Origin of the sequence: Alistipes sp. UBA1686, assembly GCF_002320215.1 — a bacterium.
Lineage (GTDB): Bacteria > Bacteroidota > Bacteroidia > Bacteroidales > Rikenellaceae > Alistipes > Alistipes onderdonkii.
This window is the reverse complement of the sequence record NZ_DCKA01000021.1, coordinates 74,930-91,931: the sequence shown is the minus strand read 5'-3', so window position 1 is coordinate 91,931 and position 17,002 is coordinate 74,930. Positions and strand designations below refer to the sequence as shown.

Sequence of the window (17,002 nt, the reverse complement as noted above, 5' to 3'; positions counted from 1 at the left end):
GGCGCCAAAACTAAAGAGCGACAATGCGTTTATCCGAACTTAAGACCGGCGAGTCGGCCACGATCCTCAAGGTGACGGGCCACGGAGGCTTCCGCCGGCGCATCATGGAGATGGGATTCGTCCGCGGGCAGCGGGTCGAAGTACTGCTCAACGCCCCCCTGAAAGACCCGATCGAATATAAAATCATGGGCTACGACATCTCGCTGCGCCGTACCGAGGCCGACATGGTCGTCGTACTCTCCGACAGCGAAGTGAACGAATACCTTGCCGGAGGACATCACCACCACCGCCATCATCCCGGGCACCGCCACGGGTATTGCGGCTGCGGAACGCCGGAACAAGCCCCCGAATACCCCGCCGCCGGGACGCCGGGCGCGGAAGACGACTGCGCCACGGCCGACGAGGTCATCTCGCGCCACAGCCGCACGATCGGCGTGGCGCTCGTGGGCAACCCCAACAGCGGCAAGACCTCGCTTTTCAACGCCATATCGGGCGGCCATGAACACGTGGGCAATTACAGCGGCGTGACCGTCGGCGCCAAGAGCGGGCACCGCTACTACCGCGGCTACCGCTTCGAGGTGACCGACCTGCCGGGCACCTACGCCCTTTCGGCCTATACCCCCGAGGAGCGTTACGTCCGCAGCCATGTCGCCGAAAAGACACCCGACGTCATCATCAATTCGGTCGTGGCGTCGAACCTCGAACGCAACCTCTACCTGACGACCGAGCTGATCGATATAAACCCGCGCATGGTGGTGGCTCTCAATATGTATGACGAGCTCGATTCACGCGGTTCGGAGCTCGATTACGACAACCTGGGACGGATGCTCGGCGTACCGATGGTACCCGTCGAGGCACGCAACGGCAAAGGCATCGAAGCGCTGTTGGACACCGTGATCGCCGTGTACGAGAACCAGGACGAGCGCGTACGCCACATCCACATAAACATGGGCCCCGTCATCGAAGAGGGGCTCCGGCGGCTCAAGGACGACATGAGCGACTACCGCGGCGAACTGCCCAAGGCCTTCCCGCCGCGCTACTACGCCATGAAGATGCTCGAAGGCGACAGGCAGGTCGAGGAACAGCTGCGCGGCAGCAGCCGCTACCCCGAGTGGGCGGAGATCCGCGACCGCGAGGCCAAACGCATTGCCGAAGCCCTGGGCGAGGATGTCGAGACGGCTTTCGCCAACCAGAAATACGGGTTCATTCAGGGGGCGCTCAAGGAGACCTACACCCCGGGGAAACGCGAAGAGGCCTCGGCCACGAAGCTGATCGACACCTTCGTGACGCACAAGCTGTGGGGCTTCCCGATCTTCTTTTTCCTGATGTGGCTGATGTTCTGGTGCACATTCAGCCTCGGCGCCTACCCGCAGGAGTGGATCGACACGCTCGTGGGATGGATCGGCAGCGGCGTGGACGCGCTGCTGCCCGCGGGGCCGCTGCGCGACCTCTTGGTCGACGGCATCATCGGCGGCGTGGGGGCAGTCATCGTCTTCCTGCCCAACATCATGATCCTCTACCTGTTCATCTCGTTCATGGAGGACTCGGGCTACCTGGCGCGCGCCGCGTTCATCATGGACCGCGTGATGCACCGCATCGGCCTGCACGGCAAATCGTTCATCCCGCTGATCATGGGCTTCGGCTGCAACGTCCCGGCCATCATGGCCAGCCGGACGATCGAGAGCCGAAGCAGCAGGCTGATAACCATACTTATAACCCCGTTCATGTCATGCAGTGCACGAATACCGATCTACCTCCTGCTCGCCGGGACGTTCTTCGCCGCCGACGCCAGTCTGGTGATGATCGGGCTCTATGTGCTGGGAGTCGTGCTGGCCGTCGTCACGGCACGGCTGATGCGGCGCTTCATGTTCCCGGTGGACGAAACGCCCTTCGTCATGGAGCTGCCGCCCTACCGCCTGCCGACATGGAAGACGACGCTCACCCACATGTGGGACAAATGCGCGCAATACCTGCGCAAGATGGGAGGCATGATCCTGATCGCTTCGATGGTCGTATGGTTCCTGAGCTATTACCCCCGCAGCGAAGAGGGCGGCACGGCGGCCCACTACGAGAACTCCTACCTCGGGCGTCTCGGGCAGAACTGCGCGCCGGTATTCACTCCGCTGGGGCTGAACTGGAAGGCGGGCGTGGCACTGCTGTCGGGTGTCCCGGCCAAGGAGATCGTCGTCAGCACGCTCGGCGTGCTCTATTCCGACGGCGGGGAGGCGGCAACCGCCCCCGGCGCTGGCACGACGGAGATCGTCACGGGGTCGGGCGAAAAGATCGAGATCGAAGGCGTACCGGAAAGCAGCATCGCCGTTATCGGCGGGGCGGACGGACAGACGGCGATCCGCATTGCGGAAAACACTGACGCACAGATCGGCACGGGCACGCAGGCGGGCAAGGTCACGGAGCCGGCCGGCGAAGACGAGGAAACCGTGAACCTCTCCCGCAAGCTGCTGGCAAGCGGCGACTTCACGCAGGCATCGGCACTGGCTTTCCTGGTATTCATCCTCCTCTACTTCCCCTGCATTGCGACCATCGCCGCCATCGGCGCCGAGGCCGGGTGGAAATGGGCCGCGGCCGCCGTGGCCTACAACACGGTGCTGGCGTGGGTCGTAGCATGGGCGGTCTACCGCCTTTTCATGTGGCTCTGACATGGGGTGGCAGGACTTTGCGGTCTGGGGTATCGGCATCGCGGTCGCAGCCGTCGTAGTGCGGCGGATGTGGTGCTTCTTCAGGGGCAGGCGGCGCGGCGGATGCGCGTCGTGCGCCAGTACGCAGTGCCCGCTGAAAAAGACACTCCGCACATAAAATCACAGGCGGGCGCAACAACTTCCGGCCGGAAATGCTATCTTTGCCCCGGAATCAAGCGCACACACAATGCCCGGACTTTTTTACATCCTTCTTTTCTGGCTGATCGGCAATGCATTGAGCATCCTTACCGGAGGTTATGTTTCAGGTAACATCATCGGCATGATCCTGCTCTTCGCAGCCTTGTGCCTGCATTGGGTCAAAGCCGAAACGGTACGTCCCGCAGCCCGGTTCCTGCTGGGGGCCATGGCACTCTTCTTCGTCCCCTACGGCGTAGGGCTGATGGACTCCTACCGCGTGATCCTCGACAACCTGTGGGCGATCGTAATCTCGGGCATCGCCTCGACGATCATCGTGCTGCTGGTGACGGGGCAGACGTTCCAGAGCCTGAACCGCCGCTCGCGCCTGCGCCGCATCCGGCACCTTCGTGAAACCGCCGCAAACACCCCGGACAATGATTGACAAGGCGTTCCTCTCCACCGACCTCTTCCTGCTGACGCTCACCGTGGGGCTTTACTGCCTCGGGACGGCGGTCTACCGCCGCATCCGGATGCCGCTGCTGCATCCCGTGCTGCTCACGTTCGTCGCCGTCATCGTATTCCTCCGTGCGGCGGACATCGGCTATGCCCGCTACCAGGAAGCCACGGGCATCCTCGACTTTGCCCTGGGCATGTCGGTCGTCGCACTCGGCTACCTGCTCTACGAACAGGTCGAACAACTGCGCGGAAGCCTGCTCCCGGTCGGCATCGCCACCCTTGCGGGTTGCGTGGCGGGCGTGCTGAGCGTCGTATATATCGCCATGGCGTTCGGCGCCGGACGCGAGATACTCAACTCGATAGCCCCCAAGTCGGTCACCGTGCCCATCGCCGTGTCGGTTTCGGGGCCGCTGGGCGGCATCGTCCCCGTCACGTCGGTCGTGGTGTTCTGCGTGGGGATCTTCGGCAGTATCTTCGGCGAGTGGATCCTGCGCCGCTGTGGCGTGCGGGATGCCGAAGCAAGGGGGTTTGCGCTGGGAGCCGCGGCGCACGGCATCGGTACGGCGCGCGCCATCGAGATGGGAGCCGTCGAAGGAGCCCTGAGCGGACTGGCGATGGCCCTGATGGGATTGGCTACGGCGCTGCTGATGCCGCTGATGGAGCGGTATCTGTATTAGCAGTAAGCCCTGCGGCAGGCGGACGGGCATATATCGGGCTTATAAAAGTCGCATCAAAGTTTTTTAAATTCTATAATAAATACTACTTTTGCACAATTGCTGGCAATTCGCACAAAAGTAGGTTAATATGGAGTGGTTACACACCTTGTTCTTCGGCAGCGGCATCGCCCATGCCGTGCTGACCTTCGCATTGGTCATCACCATCGGCATTTTGCTCGGAAAAGTCAAAATCGGCGGCATCTCGCTCGGAATCACATGGATTCTGTTCGTAGGTATCGTCCTGAGTCATTTCGGAATGACGGTGGACGGCGAGGTCAGGCACTTCGTGCAGGAATTCGGGCTGATTCTGTTCGTCTTCTCGATCGGTCTGCAAGTCGGACCGGGATTTTTCGCATCGTTCAAGCACGGCGGCATGACGCTGGTCATGTGTGCCGTAGCGATCGTACTGCTGGGCGTGGCGACGGCCTATGTAGTTCATCTGGCGACGGGCACGCCGATTCCGACGATGGTCGGCATCCTTTCGGGCGCAGTGACCAACACCCCCGGACTGGGTGCCGCGCAGCAGGCTTACACCGATGCGTTGGGAATCGAAGACCCCACGATCGCGCTGGGATACGCCGTGGCTTATCCGCTCGGCGTCGTGGGCATCATATTCACGATGATCTTCATCCGCTACGCCCTGCGCGTGAAGTTCGAAAAGGAGGACGAGGGGCTGGCGGCGCTGAGCCGTGAACACAAGCTCGCCGACAAGGTTTCGGTCGAATTCACCAACAAGACGCTCGACGGCCGCACGGTGGCCTATGTCCGCGACCTGATCAACCGTCAGTTCGTCATATCGCGCATCCTGCGTCCCGACGGAACGATCTCGATGGCCGATGCGGAGAGCGTGATACATATCGGCGACCGGCTGTGGCTGATCTCGCAGGCCGAGGACATCGAGGCGATCGTGGCCTTCTTCGGCCGCCGCGTGGAGATGACCGACGAGCAGTGGGGCAACAATACGCCCAATGCCGAGCTGGTGTCGCGCCGCATCCTGATTACGAAATCGTCGCTCAACGGCAAGAAATTCTCCGACCTGCGCCTGCGCACGAAATACGGCATCACCATCACGCGCGTAAACCGCGCGGGCGTCGATCTGATCCCCTATCAGGGCTTGGAACTGCAGGTCGGCGACCGTGTGATGGTCGTAGGGCCCGCGAAAGCCGTGGCGCAGGTGGCCGACGTATTGGGCAACTCGCTCAAGAAGCTGAACCAGCCTAATTTGGTGACGATCTTCGTAGGTATCGCTTTAGGTGTGCTGCTGGGGTCAATTCCGCTGCTCAACGTACCCCAGCCCGTGAAGCTCGGACTGGCAGGAGGCCCGCTGATCGTGGCCATCCTGATCGGACGCTTCGGCACGCATTTCCACCTGGTCACCTACACTACGATGAGCGCCAACCTGATGCTGCGCGAAATCGGCATCGCGCTGTTCCTCGCGGCGGTGGGCATCGGCGCGGGCGACGGATTCATCGACGCCATCGTCGACGGCGGTTACCGCTGGATCGGATACGGCGTCGCCATCACCGTCCTGCCGCTGATAATCGTCGCGCTGGTGGCGCGGCTGTGGCTCAAAATGAACTACTACACGCTGATGGGACTTATCGCCGGATCGACGACCGATCCCCCGGCGCTGGCCTACGCCAATGCGACGGCAGGCAACGACATGCCGGCCGTGGGTTATTCGACGGTCTATCCCGTAGTGATGTTCCTGCGCGTGCTGACGGCGCAGATATTCATCCTCTTCGCGCTGTAAGCGGGGTGGTTCGTAAAAAATGTTACGAACTGTTACCCGTCCCGCATGTCGCTCAAAAGCAGTTTTGGGCGGGAAATGAAGCGTCAGAGAGAGTCGGATGGCAGATAAAATTCAACGATGGCTTTTAAATTTTAATCGGAATACCTATCTTTGCTGCTGGCAAAAATCCAAACACCCTTATACTATGGCAAAAGCAGTCAATATCGCCCGTTCCCATCGGTTGGACGGCATCGGAGAGTACTATTTTTCGCGCCGTCTGCGCGAGATCGCCGAAATCGAAGCGGCAACGGGCCGTCAGATCGTGAAACTCGCTATGGGCAGCCCCGACCTGCCCCCGCACCAGTCGGTCATCGACCGCCTCGCAAAGGAGGCACAGCGCCCCGACGTACACAAATACATGTCTTACAAGGGAGAACCCATCCTGCGCAAGGCTTTTGCGGAGTGGTATAAGAAATGGTACCGCACGGAACTGGACTACAACAACGAAGTACTACCCCTGATCGGCTCGAAGGAGGGCATCATGCACATATGCATGACGTTCCTCAATAAAGGCGACAAGGTGCTCGTGCCCAATCCCGGCTACCCCACCTACTCGGCTGCCGTACGCCTCTCGGGCGGCGAGATGGTTCCCTATGCGCTGAACAAGCAGACCGGCTTCTACCCCGATTTCGAGGCGATCGAGAAGGCCGGGTTGGACGGCGTGAAGATGATGCTCGTCAATTACCCCAACATGCCGACGGGCCAGACCCCGACGATGGAGCTGTTCCAGAAAATCGTGGATTTCGGTGCCCGGCACAACATCCTGATCGTGCACGACAACCCGTACAGTTTCATCCGCAATGCCGCCGCCCCGATCTCGATCATGGAGGCCGAGGGTGCACGCGACGTCGCACTGGAGATGAACTCGCTGTCGAAAGGCCACTCGATGGCCGGCTGGCGCGTGGGCGTCGTCGTGGGCAAGAAGGAGTGGATCGACTCGATCCTGACGTTCAAGTCGAATATGGACTCGGGCATGTTCTACCCGATCCAGGCGGCGGCCGACACGGCGCTGGCACTGGGCGAAGAGTGGTTCGAGGAGCTCAACGGCATCTATTACGGCCGCGAGAAGCAGGCCTATGCGCTGCTCGACGCGCTGGGATGCAAATACCGCGAGCACCAGGCCGGGCTGTTCGTATGGGCCGAGCTGCCCGAATCGTACGAGGGCGACAGCTTTGCATTCTCGGACGAGGTGATGGACAAATGCGACGTGTTCCTGACCCCGGGCGGCATCTTCGGCTCGGAGGGCAACCGTTACATCCGCATCACCCTCTGCTGCCCTGAGGAATTGCTGAAAAAAGCTACGGACAATATCATCGCCAAGTTCGGGAAATAACTCCCGGGCAATACGGAATAAGGCGCTCCCCTCGCGGACATCGGTTCCCGAGGGGAGTTTTTTTCAGTTCGCTTTCCGGCGAAGAGGGGGCGGTGCCCGGCGTAAAGCGCGATCCCGCAGCGGGAAGAAGCTGCAACCGACGACTCTTGAAAAGAGGGGACGGAGCCCTGTCCCCCGAAATCCGAAACAGACACATATGGAGATAAAATCACTGGAAAATACATGTTTCGGCACGCTGTTCGAGGCATTCGGCCAGGCATTCGCCGATTACGAAGTCCAACTGGACGAAACACAGCTCCGGCGCATGCTGCGCAGGCGCGGTTTCGATCCCCGCCTGTCGTTCGCCGCGTTCGACGGGGAGCGGATCGCCGCGTTCACCCTGAATGGGAGAGGGAATTTCAACGGCCTGCCGACGGCCTACGACACCGGCACGGGAACCCTCGAAGCCTATCGCGGGCAGGGGCTCGCTGCAAAGGTCTTCGAACACTCCATCCCCTACTTGCGGGAGGCCGGAATCCGGCAATACCTGCTGGAAGTCCTGCAACACAACACAAAGGCGGTATCGGTCTACCGGAAGCTCGGGTTCGAAACGGCGCGTGAATTCAATTATTCCATACAACAGGGCGCGCACGTGCACCTCGGCGCGAAAATCCCGGACATTGCCTGTACGGTAACGCCCGTCGATGTGGGACGGTTCGCCCCCGACCCGCAGTTCTGGGATTTCATGCCCTCCTGGCAGAACAGCCCCGAGGCCATAAGGCGGGCTGCGGGGGACTTCGCCGGGCTGAGCGCCCGCGCAGAGGGGACACAAGTGGGATACTGCATCTTCGAACCCGCCTCGGGCGACATTGCCCTAATCGCTGTCGACAAGCGGTACAGGCGGCGGGGGATCGCCACCTCGCTGCTGCGGGAAGCGCTCCGGCTCAACAAGGCGGATTCGGTCAAGGCCATAAACACCGAGGCCGGCTGCGAATCGTTAACGGCGTTCCTGGAGGCGGCGAACATCGCCGTGACGGGGCGGCAGTTCGAAATGGTGAAAAAAATATAGGGGGGGCAAGGACAAAGCCCTCCGCACAGGGAGGGCTTTGTTCATGTACACGCGGGCGGTATGCCTACTCCTCCACGATGCGGATCGAGAGGATCAGATCGCCGGGACGGATGTCGTCGATGACGTCCAGCCCCTCGACCACCCGGCCGAAGCAGGTGTGGCGGCCGTCGAGGTGCTGCGTCGACTCGCGGGCGCAGCAGATGAAGAACTGCGAGCCGCCCGTGTCCTTTCCGGCATGGGCCATCGAGAGCACGCCCCGGTCGTGGTACTGGCGCGGCGCCGAGGTCTCGCATTTGATCTTGTACCCGGGGCCGCCCGTGCCGTCGCCCCGCGGGCAGCCGCCCTGGATGACGAAGCCCGGGATCACCCGGTGGAAGGTCAGCCCGTCGTAGAAATTGTGGTTGGCCAGCTCGACGAAGTTCGCCACCGTACCGGGGGTCTCCTCCGTATAGAGTTCGGCCTTCATGTCGCCTTTCTCGGTCGAAATAATTGCATATTGTGCCATATCGAAACAGGTTTTTAAGGTTCGAGGACTTTGATTTCGGCGGCCGCGGCCTTCACCCGTCCGCGTAGGGCATCGAGGTCGTCGCCCAGCGGCGCATAGCCCACGACGACGCCCATGCGGCGGTTGACGCGCGCCGAGGGTTTGCCGAAGATCCGCACGTCGGTACGGGGATCGGAGGCCAGCGCCCGGTCGATCCCCTCGTAGCGCGGCGCCACGGGGCTTGCCAGGGGCGAGAGCACCACGGCCGTGGCGCCCAGGCGTTCGAAAGTCACCGCGGGGATCGGCAGCCCCAGCACGGCGCGCAGGTGCAGTTCGAACTCATTGAGGTTCTGCGTCCCGGCCAGCGTCACCATGCCCGTGTCGTGCGGGCGCGGCGAAAGTTCGGAGAAATAAACCCCGTTTTCGTGGCTCAAGAAGAATTCCACGCCCCACAGCCCGGCACCGGTCAGGGCTTCGGTGACGGCGGCCGCCATGCGCTGCGCCTCAGCGAGGTGTTCCGGTGCCACGTAGGGCGACTGGAAACTTTCGCGATAGTCGCCGCCCTTCTGCACATGGCCGATTGGCGGGCAAAAGAGCGTCGGGCCGTCCTTCTGCGTGACGGTCAGCAGCGTGATTTCGCTGTCGAAGCGGATGAATTCCTCGATGATCAGCTCGCGGATATCGCCGCGCGACCCTTCGCAGTCGTAGTGCCAGGCTCTCTCCAGTTCGCCGGCATTCCTGACGAGCGACTGCCCCTTGCCCGAGGAGGACATCAGCGGCTTGACCACGCACGGGAACCCGATCCGGGTGGCAGCCTCCTCCAGTTCGGCGAGCGACGTGGCGTAGAAATAACGGGCGGTCTTCAGCCCCAGCTCCCGGGCGGCAAGGTCGCGGATGGCCTTGCGGTTCATCGTGAAATTGACGGCGCGGGCGCTCGGCACGACCTGGATGCCCTCGCGTTCGAAGTCGTAGAGGCGTTCGGTGCGGATCGCCTCGATCTCGGGGACGATGACGTCGGGGCGGTGCCGGGCCACGGCGGCGGCGAGCGCATCGCCGTCGAGCATCGGGAACACCTCGCAGGCGTCGGCCACCTGCATGGCAGGGGCGCCCGCATAGGAATCGCACGCCACGACGGTCTGTCCCAGTCGCTGCGCCGCGATTACGAACTCCTTGCCCAGTTCGCCCGAACCGAGCAGCATGATCTTTTTAGCCATATGTCTGTATTTTTCAGTGGCACAAAGATATGTTTTTTGCCCTGAATTTCGTACCTTACCGCATTAAAACTTACCTCGACGGCCATGAAAAATCAAACCCTCCGGCTGTGCTTCGGCATGGCGTGGTGCCTGTCGGCACTCGTTCCCGTGCATGCGCCTGCGGCAGGAGCCTCCGCGACGGCGGATCACGCAGCGCGGCGGGACACCCGAACCGCCGCGGCGCAAACACGCCCCTCCCCGGCCGATACGCTGCACGTCGTCTTTTTCACCGACATACATGTCACGCCGGGCAATGCACAGGACTCGCTCTTCCGCGTGGCCGTCGCCGAAGCCAACGCGTCGGATGCCGAACTGGTCATCTTCGGCGGGGATCTCACCAACACGGGCAGCGACGAGGAACTGGAGCACGTGTACGGGCTGATGTCGCAGCTCGAAAAACCGTGGTTCACCGTCATGGGCAACCATGAAACGACCTGGTCGGAGAGCGGATGCACGACATTCCGCCGCATATTCGGCCATGACGGGCGCGTCGCGCACCGTGCGGGAGGCTACCTTTTCCTGGGCTACAACTGCGGGCCCTACATGAAAATGGCCGACGGCGTCGTGCGCACCGAAGACCTCGCATGGCTCGGAGCGCAGGCCGACGGGGCCCGTCCCGGCGAACGTATCGTAAGCCTCTGCCACTACCCGCTCAACAAAGACCTCACCAACAGGCAGGAGGTGGTCGCAACGCTCAAACGGCTGGGCATCACCGCCTCGCTCTACGGGCACTACCACCGGCTCGACCTGCGCAATTTCGACGGCATCGCGGGCATACCCGGCCGGGCACTGGCCGGCAGGCCGGGCGAGGCGCCGGGATATACCCTGCTCGATTTCTTCGCCGACTCGGTGCGCATCCGCGAAAAGCCGCTCGGACACACCGCACGCACCCGCCATACGGTATGCCTGGAAGGGGATCCGCAAATACTCGCCCTGCCCTGCGACCCGCCGCCCGCCGCACCCGACTACGAAGGTCGCATGGAATACGTCCTGCAGGACAGCGCCATGGTACTGACGGGCGCGGGATGCTGCGGCGACATGGTTTACTACGGCAATTCACAGGGCGTGTTGCGGGCGTACGACACACGCCGGGGGCGCGAAGTGTGGCGGCACAGGTTTCCCGACGCGCTCTACACCACCCCGCTCTGCACGGACGGGCTGGTGATTGTCGGCGCCGCCTCGGGCGGGATATGGGCCTTCGACGCCCGGACAGGCCGCCGAAGGTGGCATCTGCCGACCGCCACGGCCGTCGTCGGCGACGGGCTCGTCGACCGCAGCTCGCTCTACATCGGGCTGGGCGTCGGCTCCGTCGGCCGCATAGACCTGCGCAGCGGCAAACTGCTCTGGCGTTACGACTACGGACAGGGACAGGCGCAGGGGCGCCCGACGCTCGCGGACGGGAAACTGGTATTCGGGGCGTGGGACAGGCAACTTTATTGCCTCGACGCCGCGACGGGCAGATGCCTCTGGAAATGGAACAACGGCCGCCCCGGCGTGTTCCTCTCCCCGGGGCATGTCGTGCCCCGCATCGCCGGCGGCAAGGTCTTCATCGTGGCGCCCGACCGGGCCGTGACCTGCCTCGACCTGGCTACCGGACGGCAGCTATGGCGCGACAACAGCCGCAAAGCGCGCGAAACGACGGGCCTCGGCGGTGACGGACGGCAATTCTATTACAAGACGATGGACGGCGAGCTGGCGGCCGTGGACACGTCGGCGGACGCCTACCGCGAAACATGGTGCACCGATCTGGGATGGGGATACGAATACAACTCCTGCCCGGCCTGTGTGCGCGACGGTGTGGTCTATGTCGCCGGGAGGCTCGGGCAGGTTGCCGCCGTGCGCGAAGACGGCACGCTGCTGTGGAGTGTGAAATGCTGCAATTCGGCAGGAAACGATTTCCGCCAGGCGCCCGACGGGTCGCTGTGGATTACCTTCGCCGAAGGCAAGCTCTTCCGGATTCCCTGACGGCACTTTGCGACAGACGCCTGCGAAACCAGATGCAGGCCATCGCCCTCATAAGGCTGCTGGACATACGACCGAAACCACGTTTTAAGACGCATAAAAGTGTCCGCCACGAATTGCGAAGGGCCGCTGCGCCGACATCCGTTCTGCAAGCAATAAAGGATATAATACAACAAGAAAACGCATCCGCTTTATTTATAAGCAGATGCGTTTTACATTCGTGGAGGTGGCGGGAGTCGAACCCGCGTCCAAACAGGGAACCCGAAAGCTTTCTACACGCTTAGCCGCCGTTTGATCCTTCTACCCGGGCCTGGCAGGCGGCAACCGAACCCGAGTCCCAGTCCCTGAATTTCGCACACCGGCCGGGACGCTCCGGTGCACTATCCCTGAATTGATGATACCCCATATGGAAAGCGGTTAAAGGGCGGAACCACTCCCCGGGATACTCGTCGTCAAGCCGCCTTGGGCCCGGCGATTAAGCTAATTTTCCTTGAAAATTATGCAGCGAGTGCATAGCTGTTATTGCCATTTGAATCTTGAGCGTCGGGATTTACGAGCCGCCACACAGCGCTCGGCGTGCTTACAATCAAACTCTGCCTGCTGTCAAAACCGGGCACCCCCAGAATTTCGCGGGACAAAGCCTCATGGAAACAGTGCAAAAATAATACTTTTTTTCCAAATACCGCTCCTCGGGCAGGAAATACATCGGGGATCGGCAGATTTTCCGGAAACAGGGCAGGAACGGACGCGGCCACCGCGGTACCCCTTCCCGGCACAGGTTTCCCTACCGGGCTGCCACAGCGCCGCCGTTGTTTCGCGGCGGGCGATCCCCCGGAAAACGTCGGACACTTCCCTACCGGCAAAACCCGCAACGCACGACGCGGTTATATCTCCGCCAGCAATGTCCCCAATACGCGGCGGATATGCTCCCCGCTGAGCGGCTTGGCGACATATCCGTTGGCCCCGGCAGCGAAGGCTTTCTGCCGGTCACGGTCGTAGGCGAATGCCGTGACCGCGACGATCGGCACGGCGGGATCGAACGCGCGGATCCGCCGCGTAGCCTCGAACCCGTCCATCACAGGCATCTTGATGTCCATCAGGATGGCCGCAGGGTTCATTTCCCGGCATATCCGCACCGCCTCCTCGCCATTGACGGCCCGCACGATGTCGAACTCCTTGCGGAACATCAGCGACACCAGCAGGAAATTGCTGTCGGTATCCTCGGCCACGAGCAGCAACGGGAGTTTCCCGTCCTGACAGGACACGGGATGCGGAGCCTCAGCCACAACGGACGGTTCGTCGTCCGGCCCGGCATTGCATGCCACGGCAGGTATGGTGAACCAGAAACGGGAGCCCCGGCCTTCCTCCGACTCGACGCCGATATGCCCGCCCATCTGCTCGACGATGCTCTTCGAGATCGAAAGCCCCAGCCCGGTGCCCTGCGCAAAGCTGTTGAGCTTGACGAAGCGGTCGAAAACAGTGCGCAGATGCTCTTCGGAGATGCCTTTTCCCGTATCCTCGACGTAGAACAGCAAGTCCCTGGCCTCCCGGCGGTAGCCCAGCGTGATGGAGCCTTGCTCGGTGAATTTCACCGCATTGTTGATGAAGTTGGTGATGACCTGCAACAGCCGGTTCTTGTCTCCGACGATGCAGCATTGCGCCTCATGGTCGCCGAAAAGCAATTCGACGGGCTTGTCCTGTACCTTGAGGCTCAGCGCTCGCACCGCCTCCTCGCACATGCGGTTGACGTCGACCATACCGTAATTGAACTCGAACGTTCCGGCCTCGATCTTCGAAAGGTCGAGGATATCTGATATCAATTTGAGCAACAGATCGTTATTCTCCTCGACGACCTGCATGTACTCGCGGCGCTCCGCGATATCGTCGGTTTCGGCCAGCAGGTTCGAGAATCCCACGATGGCATTGAGCGGCGTACGTATCTCGTGGCTCATATTGGCCAGGAAGGCCGATTTCAGGCGGTCGCTGACCTCGGCCTTGTTCTTGGCTTCGATCAGGCTCTTCTCCGTCTGCTTGAGTTCCGTGACATCGAAATTGACGCATACCATTTCGATCTTCGAGGGGTCGGTATTCAGCGGGTTGCGCACCACATTGACGCGCGTCCACCCGCTCTTGCCGTCGCGGAGCCCGACCCGCAGGTCGAGCGTGAAGCCGTTCGACTCGTTGGCCTTGACCCGCCCGATTTCCCGGAATATGGCCTCCCGGTCTTCGGGATTGACATGGTTGTAGACGCCGATCACCTGCGTCATGGGGGTGTCGCTCTCCTCGCCCAGGTTGCGGTACCATTGCGGCACGGCATACCCGTCGCGGGTCACCAGGTCGAAGCGGGCGTACCCCACCTTGCCGAAGCGGCTCACCAGCGAGAACGAACTTTCGAACTCCTCCAGTCTGTGGTGGGCTTCGTTGATCTCGGTGTTGTCGATATTCAGCACCAGGAAGTTGACCAGTTCGCCGTACATGTCGTACAGCATGGTCACCTTGGTATATATCTGCACGCTGCCTTTCTTGCGGGAGGGATAGTAGCCGCCCAGCCGGTCGAAAGGATAATCGAGCCTGAAGGACTGCTCCTGCCCGTTGCGCACGTTGCGGCGGATCTCCTCGGGCACGATCGGGTTCTCGAAAAAATTGATCCCCAGCACATCCTCCTTCGCCGCGATGCCGAAGATGTCGAGGTTTTTGGTGTTGATGTCGACCAGGCAGCCCTCTTTGTCATAAAGCTCCACCCCGACCTGGACGTTGTCGAAAATATTGCGCAGCATTTTTTCGCTGTTGAACAACGCCTCGTGGGCATTGCGCATTTCCGTAGTGTCGGAAAAGAGGCTGATGACCTCGTCCGACCGGGTCGTATAGAGGATGGAATGTATCCAGCGTTTCGAGATCTCGTAAAAGGAGTCGCGCTCGATAAATCCGTCGCTGCGGAGCACCTCCGTAAAAGTTTTCAGATATTGCTCCATATCCAGTCCCAGTTCGGAGATACGCCTGCCGATATAGGTTTCGCGCTTGGTACCCATGATCTTGTCGGCGGTGTAGTTGGTATCCAGCACCAGCAGGTCGACGGGTTTCCCCTGCTCGTCACGGATGACCCGCAGCTGGGCATACCCCAGGGGCATGTGGTGGTAGAGGCTCTGGAGGTACTTGCGTTCGGACTGCGCCTCGCGCTCGGAGCGCTGCAATTCGATACAGAGGCTGATGATATTGATCAGCGACGAAAACCACTGGAAATCCTCGCCCGTCCATCTCCGGGGCCGGTTCACGATGTCGATGCCGGCATATCCCCACACCTTGTCGCGCGAGAGGAGCGGCACGGCGATCAGCGACTTGATGTCCTGCATGGCCAGCACCTCGCGCTCGCGGAAAGCCTCGTCGGGCAATTCGTCGAGCGAAGAGATGATTACGGGCTGGCCGTTGGCGATGCGCTGCGTCCACCAGGGCACCTCGTCCATCGAAATACCGCTTACCAGCTCCTGTTCCCCGGTGACGTTCTCGGCCGTGACTTCGTAGGTGCAATTATATAAGCGGTGTTCGGGGTCGGATTCGATGATATAGGCCCTGCCGCCATCGAACATGGTCAGCACGTCGGCCAGGATTTTGTTCACCACGGCATCCAGGTCGTCGACCTTGAGCAGCGAAAGCAGCGTCTGCGAAATGCTGTTCAGCCGGAACAGCAGGTCATTGATGCGTTGCTTTTCCTGCGAATTCACCACTTCGGACGGCGGGTCGACCACCCGGAAATAGCCCGTCAGCAGCATTCCCCCGTCGTCGGCGACCTCTTCGCGCAACAGTTTCCAGTAGCACCATATCTCTCCCTCCGCCCCTTGCAGCGGATAGAGGCGTTCGGCGCCGCCCCGCACCCCGATCGAGGCGAGGGCGTATTCCCGGTAGGCCGGAGTTATCATCTTCCCGAACTCTTCGTAGGTCACTTCGCACGAAGCGACCCCCAGCAGGTCGCGGAGCCCTTCCGAAATATGGAACACGCGGCGGTTACGGTCGGCTTGCCACCAACCGATTTTGGCATCCCGCATAATCTCCCGCAGGATCTCATTTTCTTTCATTCACAGATTTTTTGCTTACCAACAGACCGAGGCGTCACGGCCTATCGTGCAAATTTAAGCACCCTCGGGCGGAAATGCAAATTATACGGTTGTTTTTGCGCAACCCAAAGGGCTTTTTTGTTGTATATTTCCGGTCGAGAAGGATCAAAATATCCCTTCAGAAGCAGTTTTGGCGGTTTTTTTCGCCGTGCCGACATCCCCGTACGGATATTTTGACTATCTTTGGAAAATAATTCCAGCGACCAGAACCTATGAGCGAAAAATATGTCGTAAGGCTGAAAAACGCAGCCATCTACCATGCGGACAACCCGTTCGGCAGCACCTCGGCCGAGAAGCTGATGCGCCGGGGAGAGATGGTGCTGTCGGATGTGAACCTGTGTGTGGCTCCGGGCGAATTCGTTTACCTGATCGGACGCGTCGGCAGCGGCAAGAGCACCCTGCTCAAAACCCTCTACGCCGAGGTGCAGCTGCTCTCCGGCGAAGGACGCGTGGCAGGCTACGACCTGCGCAGGCTCAGGCGCCGCGACATCCCCTACCTCCGCCGCCGGATCGGCATCGTATTCCAGGACTACCAGCTGCTGACCGACCGCAACGTCTTCATGAACCTCTATTACGTAATGAAAGCCACGGGATGGAAGCGCGAAGACCAGATCCGGGAGCGGATCGACCAGGTGCTCAAGCTCGTAGACCTCGAGGCCAAAAGCTACAAAATGCCGTTCGAACTCTCGGGGGGCGAGCAGCAGCGGCTGGTCATCGCACGCGCCCTGCTGAACGACCCGCAGGTACTGCTGGCCGACGAGCCCACCGGCAACCTCGACCCCGTGACGGCCGAAGGCATCATGCGGCTCTTCCAGGAGATTGCCGGCCGCGGCTGTGCCGTGGTCATGTCCACGCACAACACCGCACTGATCGAGAACTACCCCGCCCGCGCCATACTCTTTGCGCAGGGTAAAATCCGCGAGGTAGACCTCAAAGCCGAACTCGGATAACAGACCGTAAACCCCACGCTGCCGCATCCCGCCCGGGGTATGTTGCGGCACACCCTGCGGGGATG

The 17,002-nt window shown here is 61.3% G+C and carries 11 protein-coding genes and 1 other RNA gene; 8 read left to right on the top strand and 4 right to left on the bottom strand.

What is annotated here, in order from left to right:
- Positions 1-23: 23 nt before the first annotated feature.
- From feoB to B3C38_RS10465, 6 genes are all read left to right on the top strand, one after another.
- Positions 24-2,657 (top strand): ferrous iron transport protein B, encoded by a 2,634-nt coding sequence (gene feoB, locus B3C38_RS10490; RefSeq protein WP_286727033.1) that lies wholly within the window; start codon positions 24-26, stop codon positions 2,655-2,657.
- A 226-nt stretch (positions 2,658-2,883) separates the two neighbouring features.
- Positions 2,884-3,276, top strand: a complete 393-nt coding sequence (locus tag B3C38_RS10485; protein WP_022333171.1) for a CidA/LrgA family protein — start codon at positions 2,884-2,886, stop codon at positions 3,274-3,276.
- Positions 3,269-3,967 (top strand): LrgB family protein, encoded by a 699-nt coding sequence (locus B3C38_RS10480; protein WP_018696045.1) that lies wholly within the window; start codon positions 3,269-3,271, stop codon positions 3,965-3,967. The genes B3C38_RS10485 and B3C38_RS10480 overlap by 8 nt, the downstream gene beginning before the upstream one ends.
- Before the next feature lie 127 nt (positions 3,968-4,094).
- A complete protein-coding gene (locus tag B3C38_RS10475) occupies positions 4,095-5,759 on the top strand; it encodes a putative transporter (protein WP_130064900.1) in 1,665 nt (554 codons plus the stop codon).
- A gap of 184 nt (positions 5,760-5,943) precedes the next feature.
- Positions 5,944-7,131: a pyridoxal phosphate-dependent aminotransferase gene (locus B3C38_RS10470; RefSeq protein WP_141417996.1), complete on the top strand. Its 1,188-nt coding sequence runs from the start codon at positions 5,944-5,946 to the stop codon at positions 7,129-7,131.
- Between the two features lie 196 nt (positions 7,132-7,327).
- Positions 7,328-8,179: a GNAT family N-acetyltransferase gene (locus B3C38_RS10465; protein WP_022333168.1), complete on the top strand. Its 852-nt coding sequence runs from the start codon at positions 7,328-7,330 to the stop codon at positions 8,177-8,179.
- Between the two features lie 64 nt (positions 8,180-8,243).
- Here B3C38_RS10465 and B3C38_RS10460 read toward each other — a convergent pair whose 3' ends face one another.
- Complete coding sequence (locus tag B3C38_RS10460; protein WP_055210220.1) at positions 8,244-8,684, bottom strand: peptidylprolyl isomerase; 441 nt, start codon at positions 8,682-8,684, stop codon at positions 8,244-8,246.
- Between the two features lie 14 nt (positions 8,685-8,698).
- A complete protein-coding gene (gene purT / locus B3C38_RS10455; protein ID WP_286727031.1) occupies positions 8,699-9,877 on the bottom strand; it encodes a formate-dependent phosphoribosylglycinamide formyltransferase in 1,179 nt (392 codons plus the stop codon).
- 84 nt (positions 9,878-9,961) lie between these two features.
- On the opposite strand from purT, the gene B3C38_RS10450 reads away from it, so the two are divergent.
- Entirely contained in the window at positions 9,962-11,881 is a 1,920-nt protein-coding gene (locus B3C38_RS10450; protein ID WP_286727030.1) for a PQQ-binding-like beta-propeller repeat protein, read from the top strand.
- A 215-nt stretch (positions 11,882-12,096) separates the two neighbouring features.
- On the opposite strand, the gene ssrA is transcribed toward B3C38_RS10450, so the two are convergent.
- Together ssrA and B3C38_RS10440 are read right to left on the bottom strand one after the other, a co-directional pair.
- Positions 12,097-12,499, bottom strand: a transfer-messenger RNA (tmRNA) gene (gene ssrA, locus B3C38_RS10445).
- Between the two features lie 263 nt (positions 12,500-12,762).
- A complete protein-coding gene (locus tag B3C38_RS10440; RefSeq protein WP_286727029.1) occupies positions 12,763-15,948 on the bottom strand; it encodes an ATP-binding protein in 3,186 nt (1,061 codons plus the stop codon).
- Between the two features lie 251 nt (positions 15,949-16,199).
- Between B3C38_RS10440 and B3C38_RS10435 the strand changes: the two genes are divergently transcribed.
- Entirely contained in the window at positions 16,200-16,937 is a 738-nt protein-coding gene (locus B3C38_RS10435) for a cell division ATP-binding protein FtsE (RefSeq protein WP_055201824.1), read from the top strand.
- The last annotated feature ends 65 nt before the right edge of the window (positions 16,938-17,002 follow it).

Coding starts and splice junctions, on each gene's coding strand:
- B3C38_RS10450 (WP_286727030.1), top strand. CDS start 9,962: ATGAAAAATCAAACCCTCCGGCTGTGCTTCGGCATGGCGTGGTGCCTG.
- B3C38_RS10485 (WP_022333171.1), top strand. CDS start 2,884: ATGCCCGGACTTTTTTACATCCTTCTTTTCTGGCTGATCGGCAATGCA.
- B3C38_RS10480 (WP_018696045.1), top strand. CDS start 3,269: ATGATTGACAAGGCGTTCCTCTCCACCGACCTCTTCCTGCTGACGCTC.
- B3C38_RS10435 (WP_055201824.1), top strand. CDS start 16,200: ATGAGCGAAAAATATGTCGTAAGGCTGAAAAACGCAGCCATCTACCAT.
- B3C38_RS10465 (WP_022333168.1), top strand. CDS start 7,328: ATGGAGATAAAATCACTGGAAAATACATGTTTCGGCACGCTGTTCGAG.
- B3C38_RS10460 (WP_055210220.1), bottom strand. CDS start 8,684: ATGGCACAATATGCAATTATTTCGACCGAGAAAGGCGACATGAAGGCC.
- B3C38_RS10440 (WP_286727029.1), bottom strand. CDS start 15,948: ATGAAAGAAAATGAGATCCTGCGGGAGATTATGCGGGATGCCAAAATC.
- feoB (WP_286727033.1), top strand. CDS start 24: ATGCGTTTATCCGAACTTAAGACCGGCGAGTCGGCCACGATCCTCAAG.
- B3C38_RS10475 (WP_130064900.1), top strand. CDS start 4,095: ATGGAGTGGTTACACACCTTGTTCTTCGGCAGCGGCATCGCCCATGCC.
- purT (WP_286727031.1), bottom strand. CDS start 9,877: ATGGCTAAAAAGATCATGCTGCTCGGTTCGGGCGAACTGGGCAAGGAG.
- B3C38_RS10470 (WP_141417996.1), top strand. CDS start 5,944: ATGGCAAAAGCAGTCAATATCGCCCGTTCCCATCGGTTGGACGGCATC.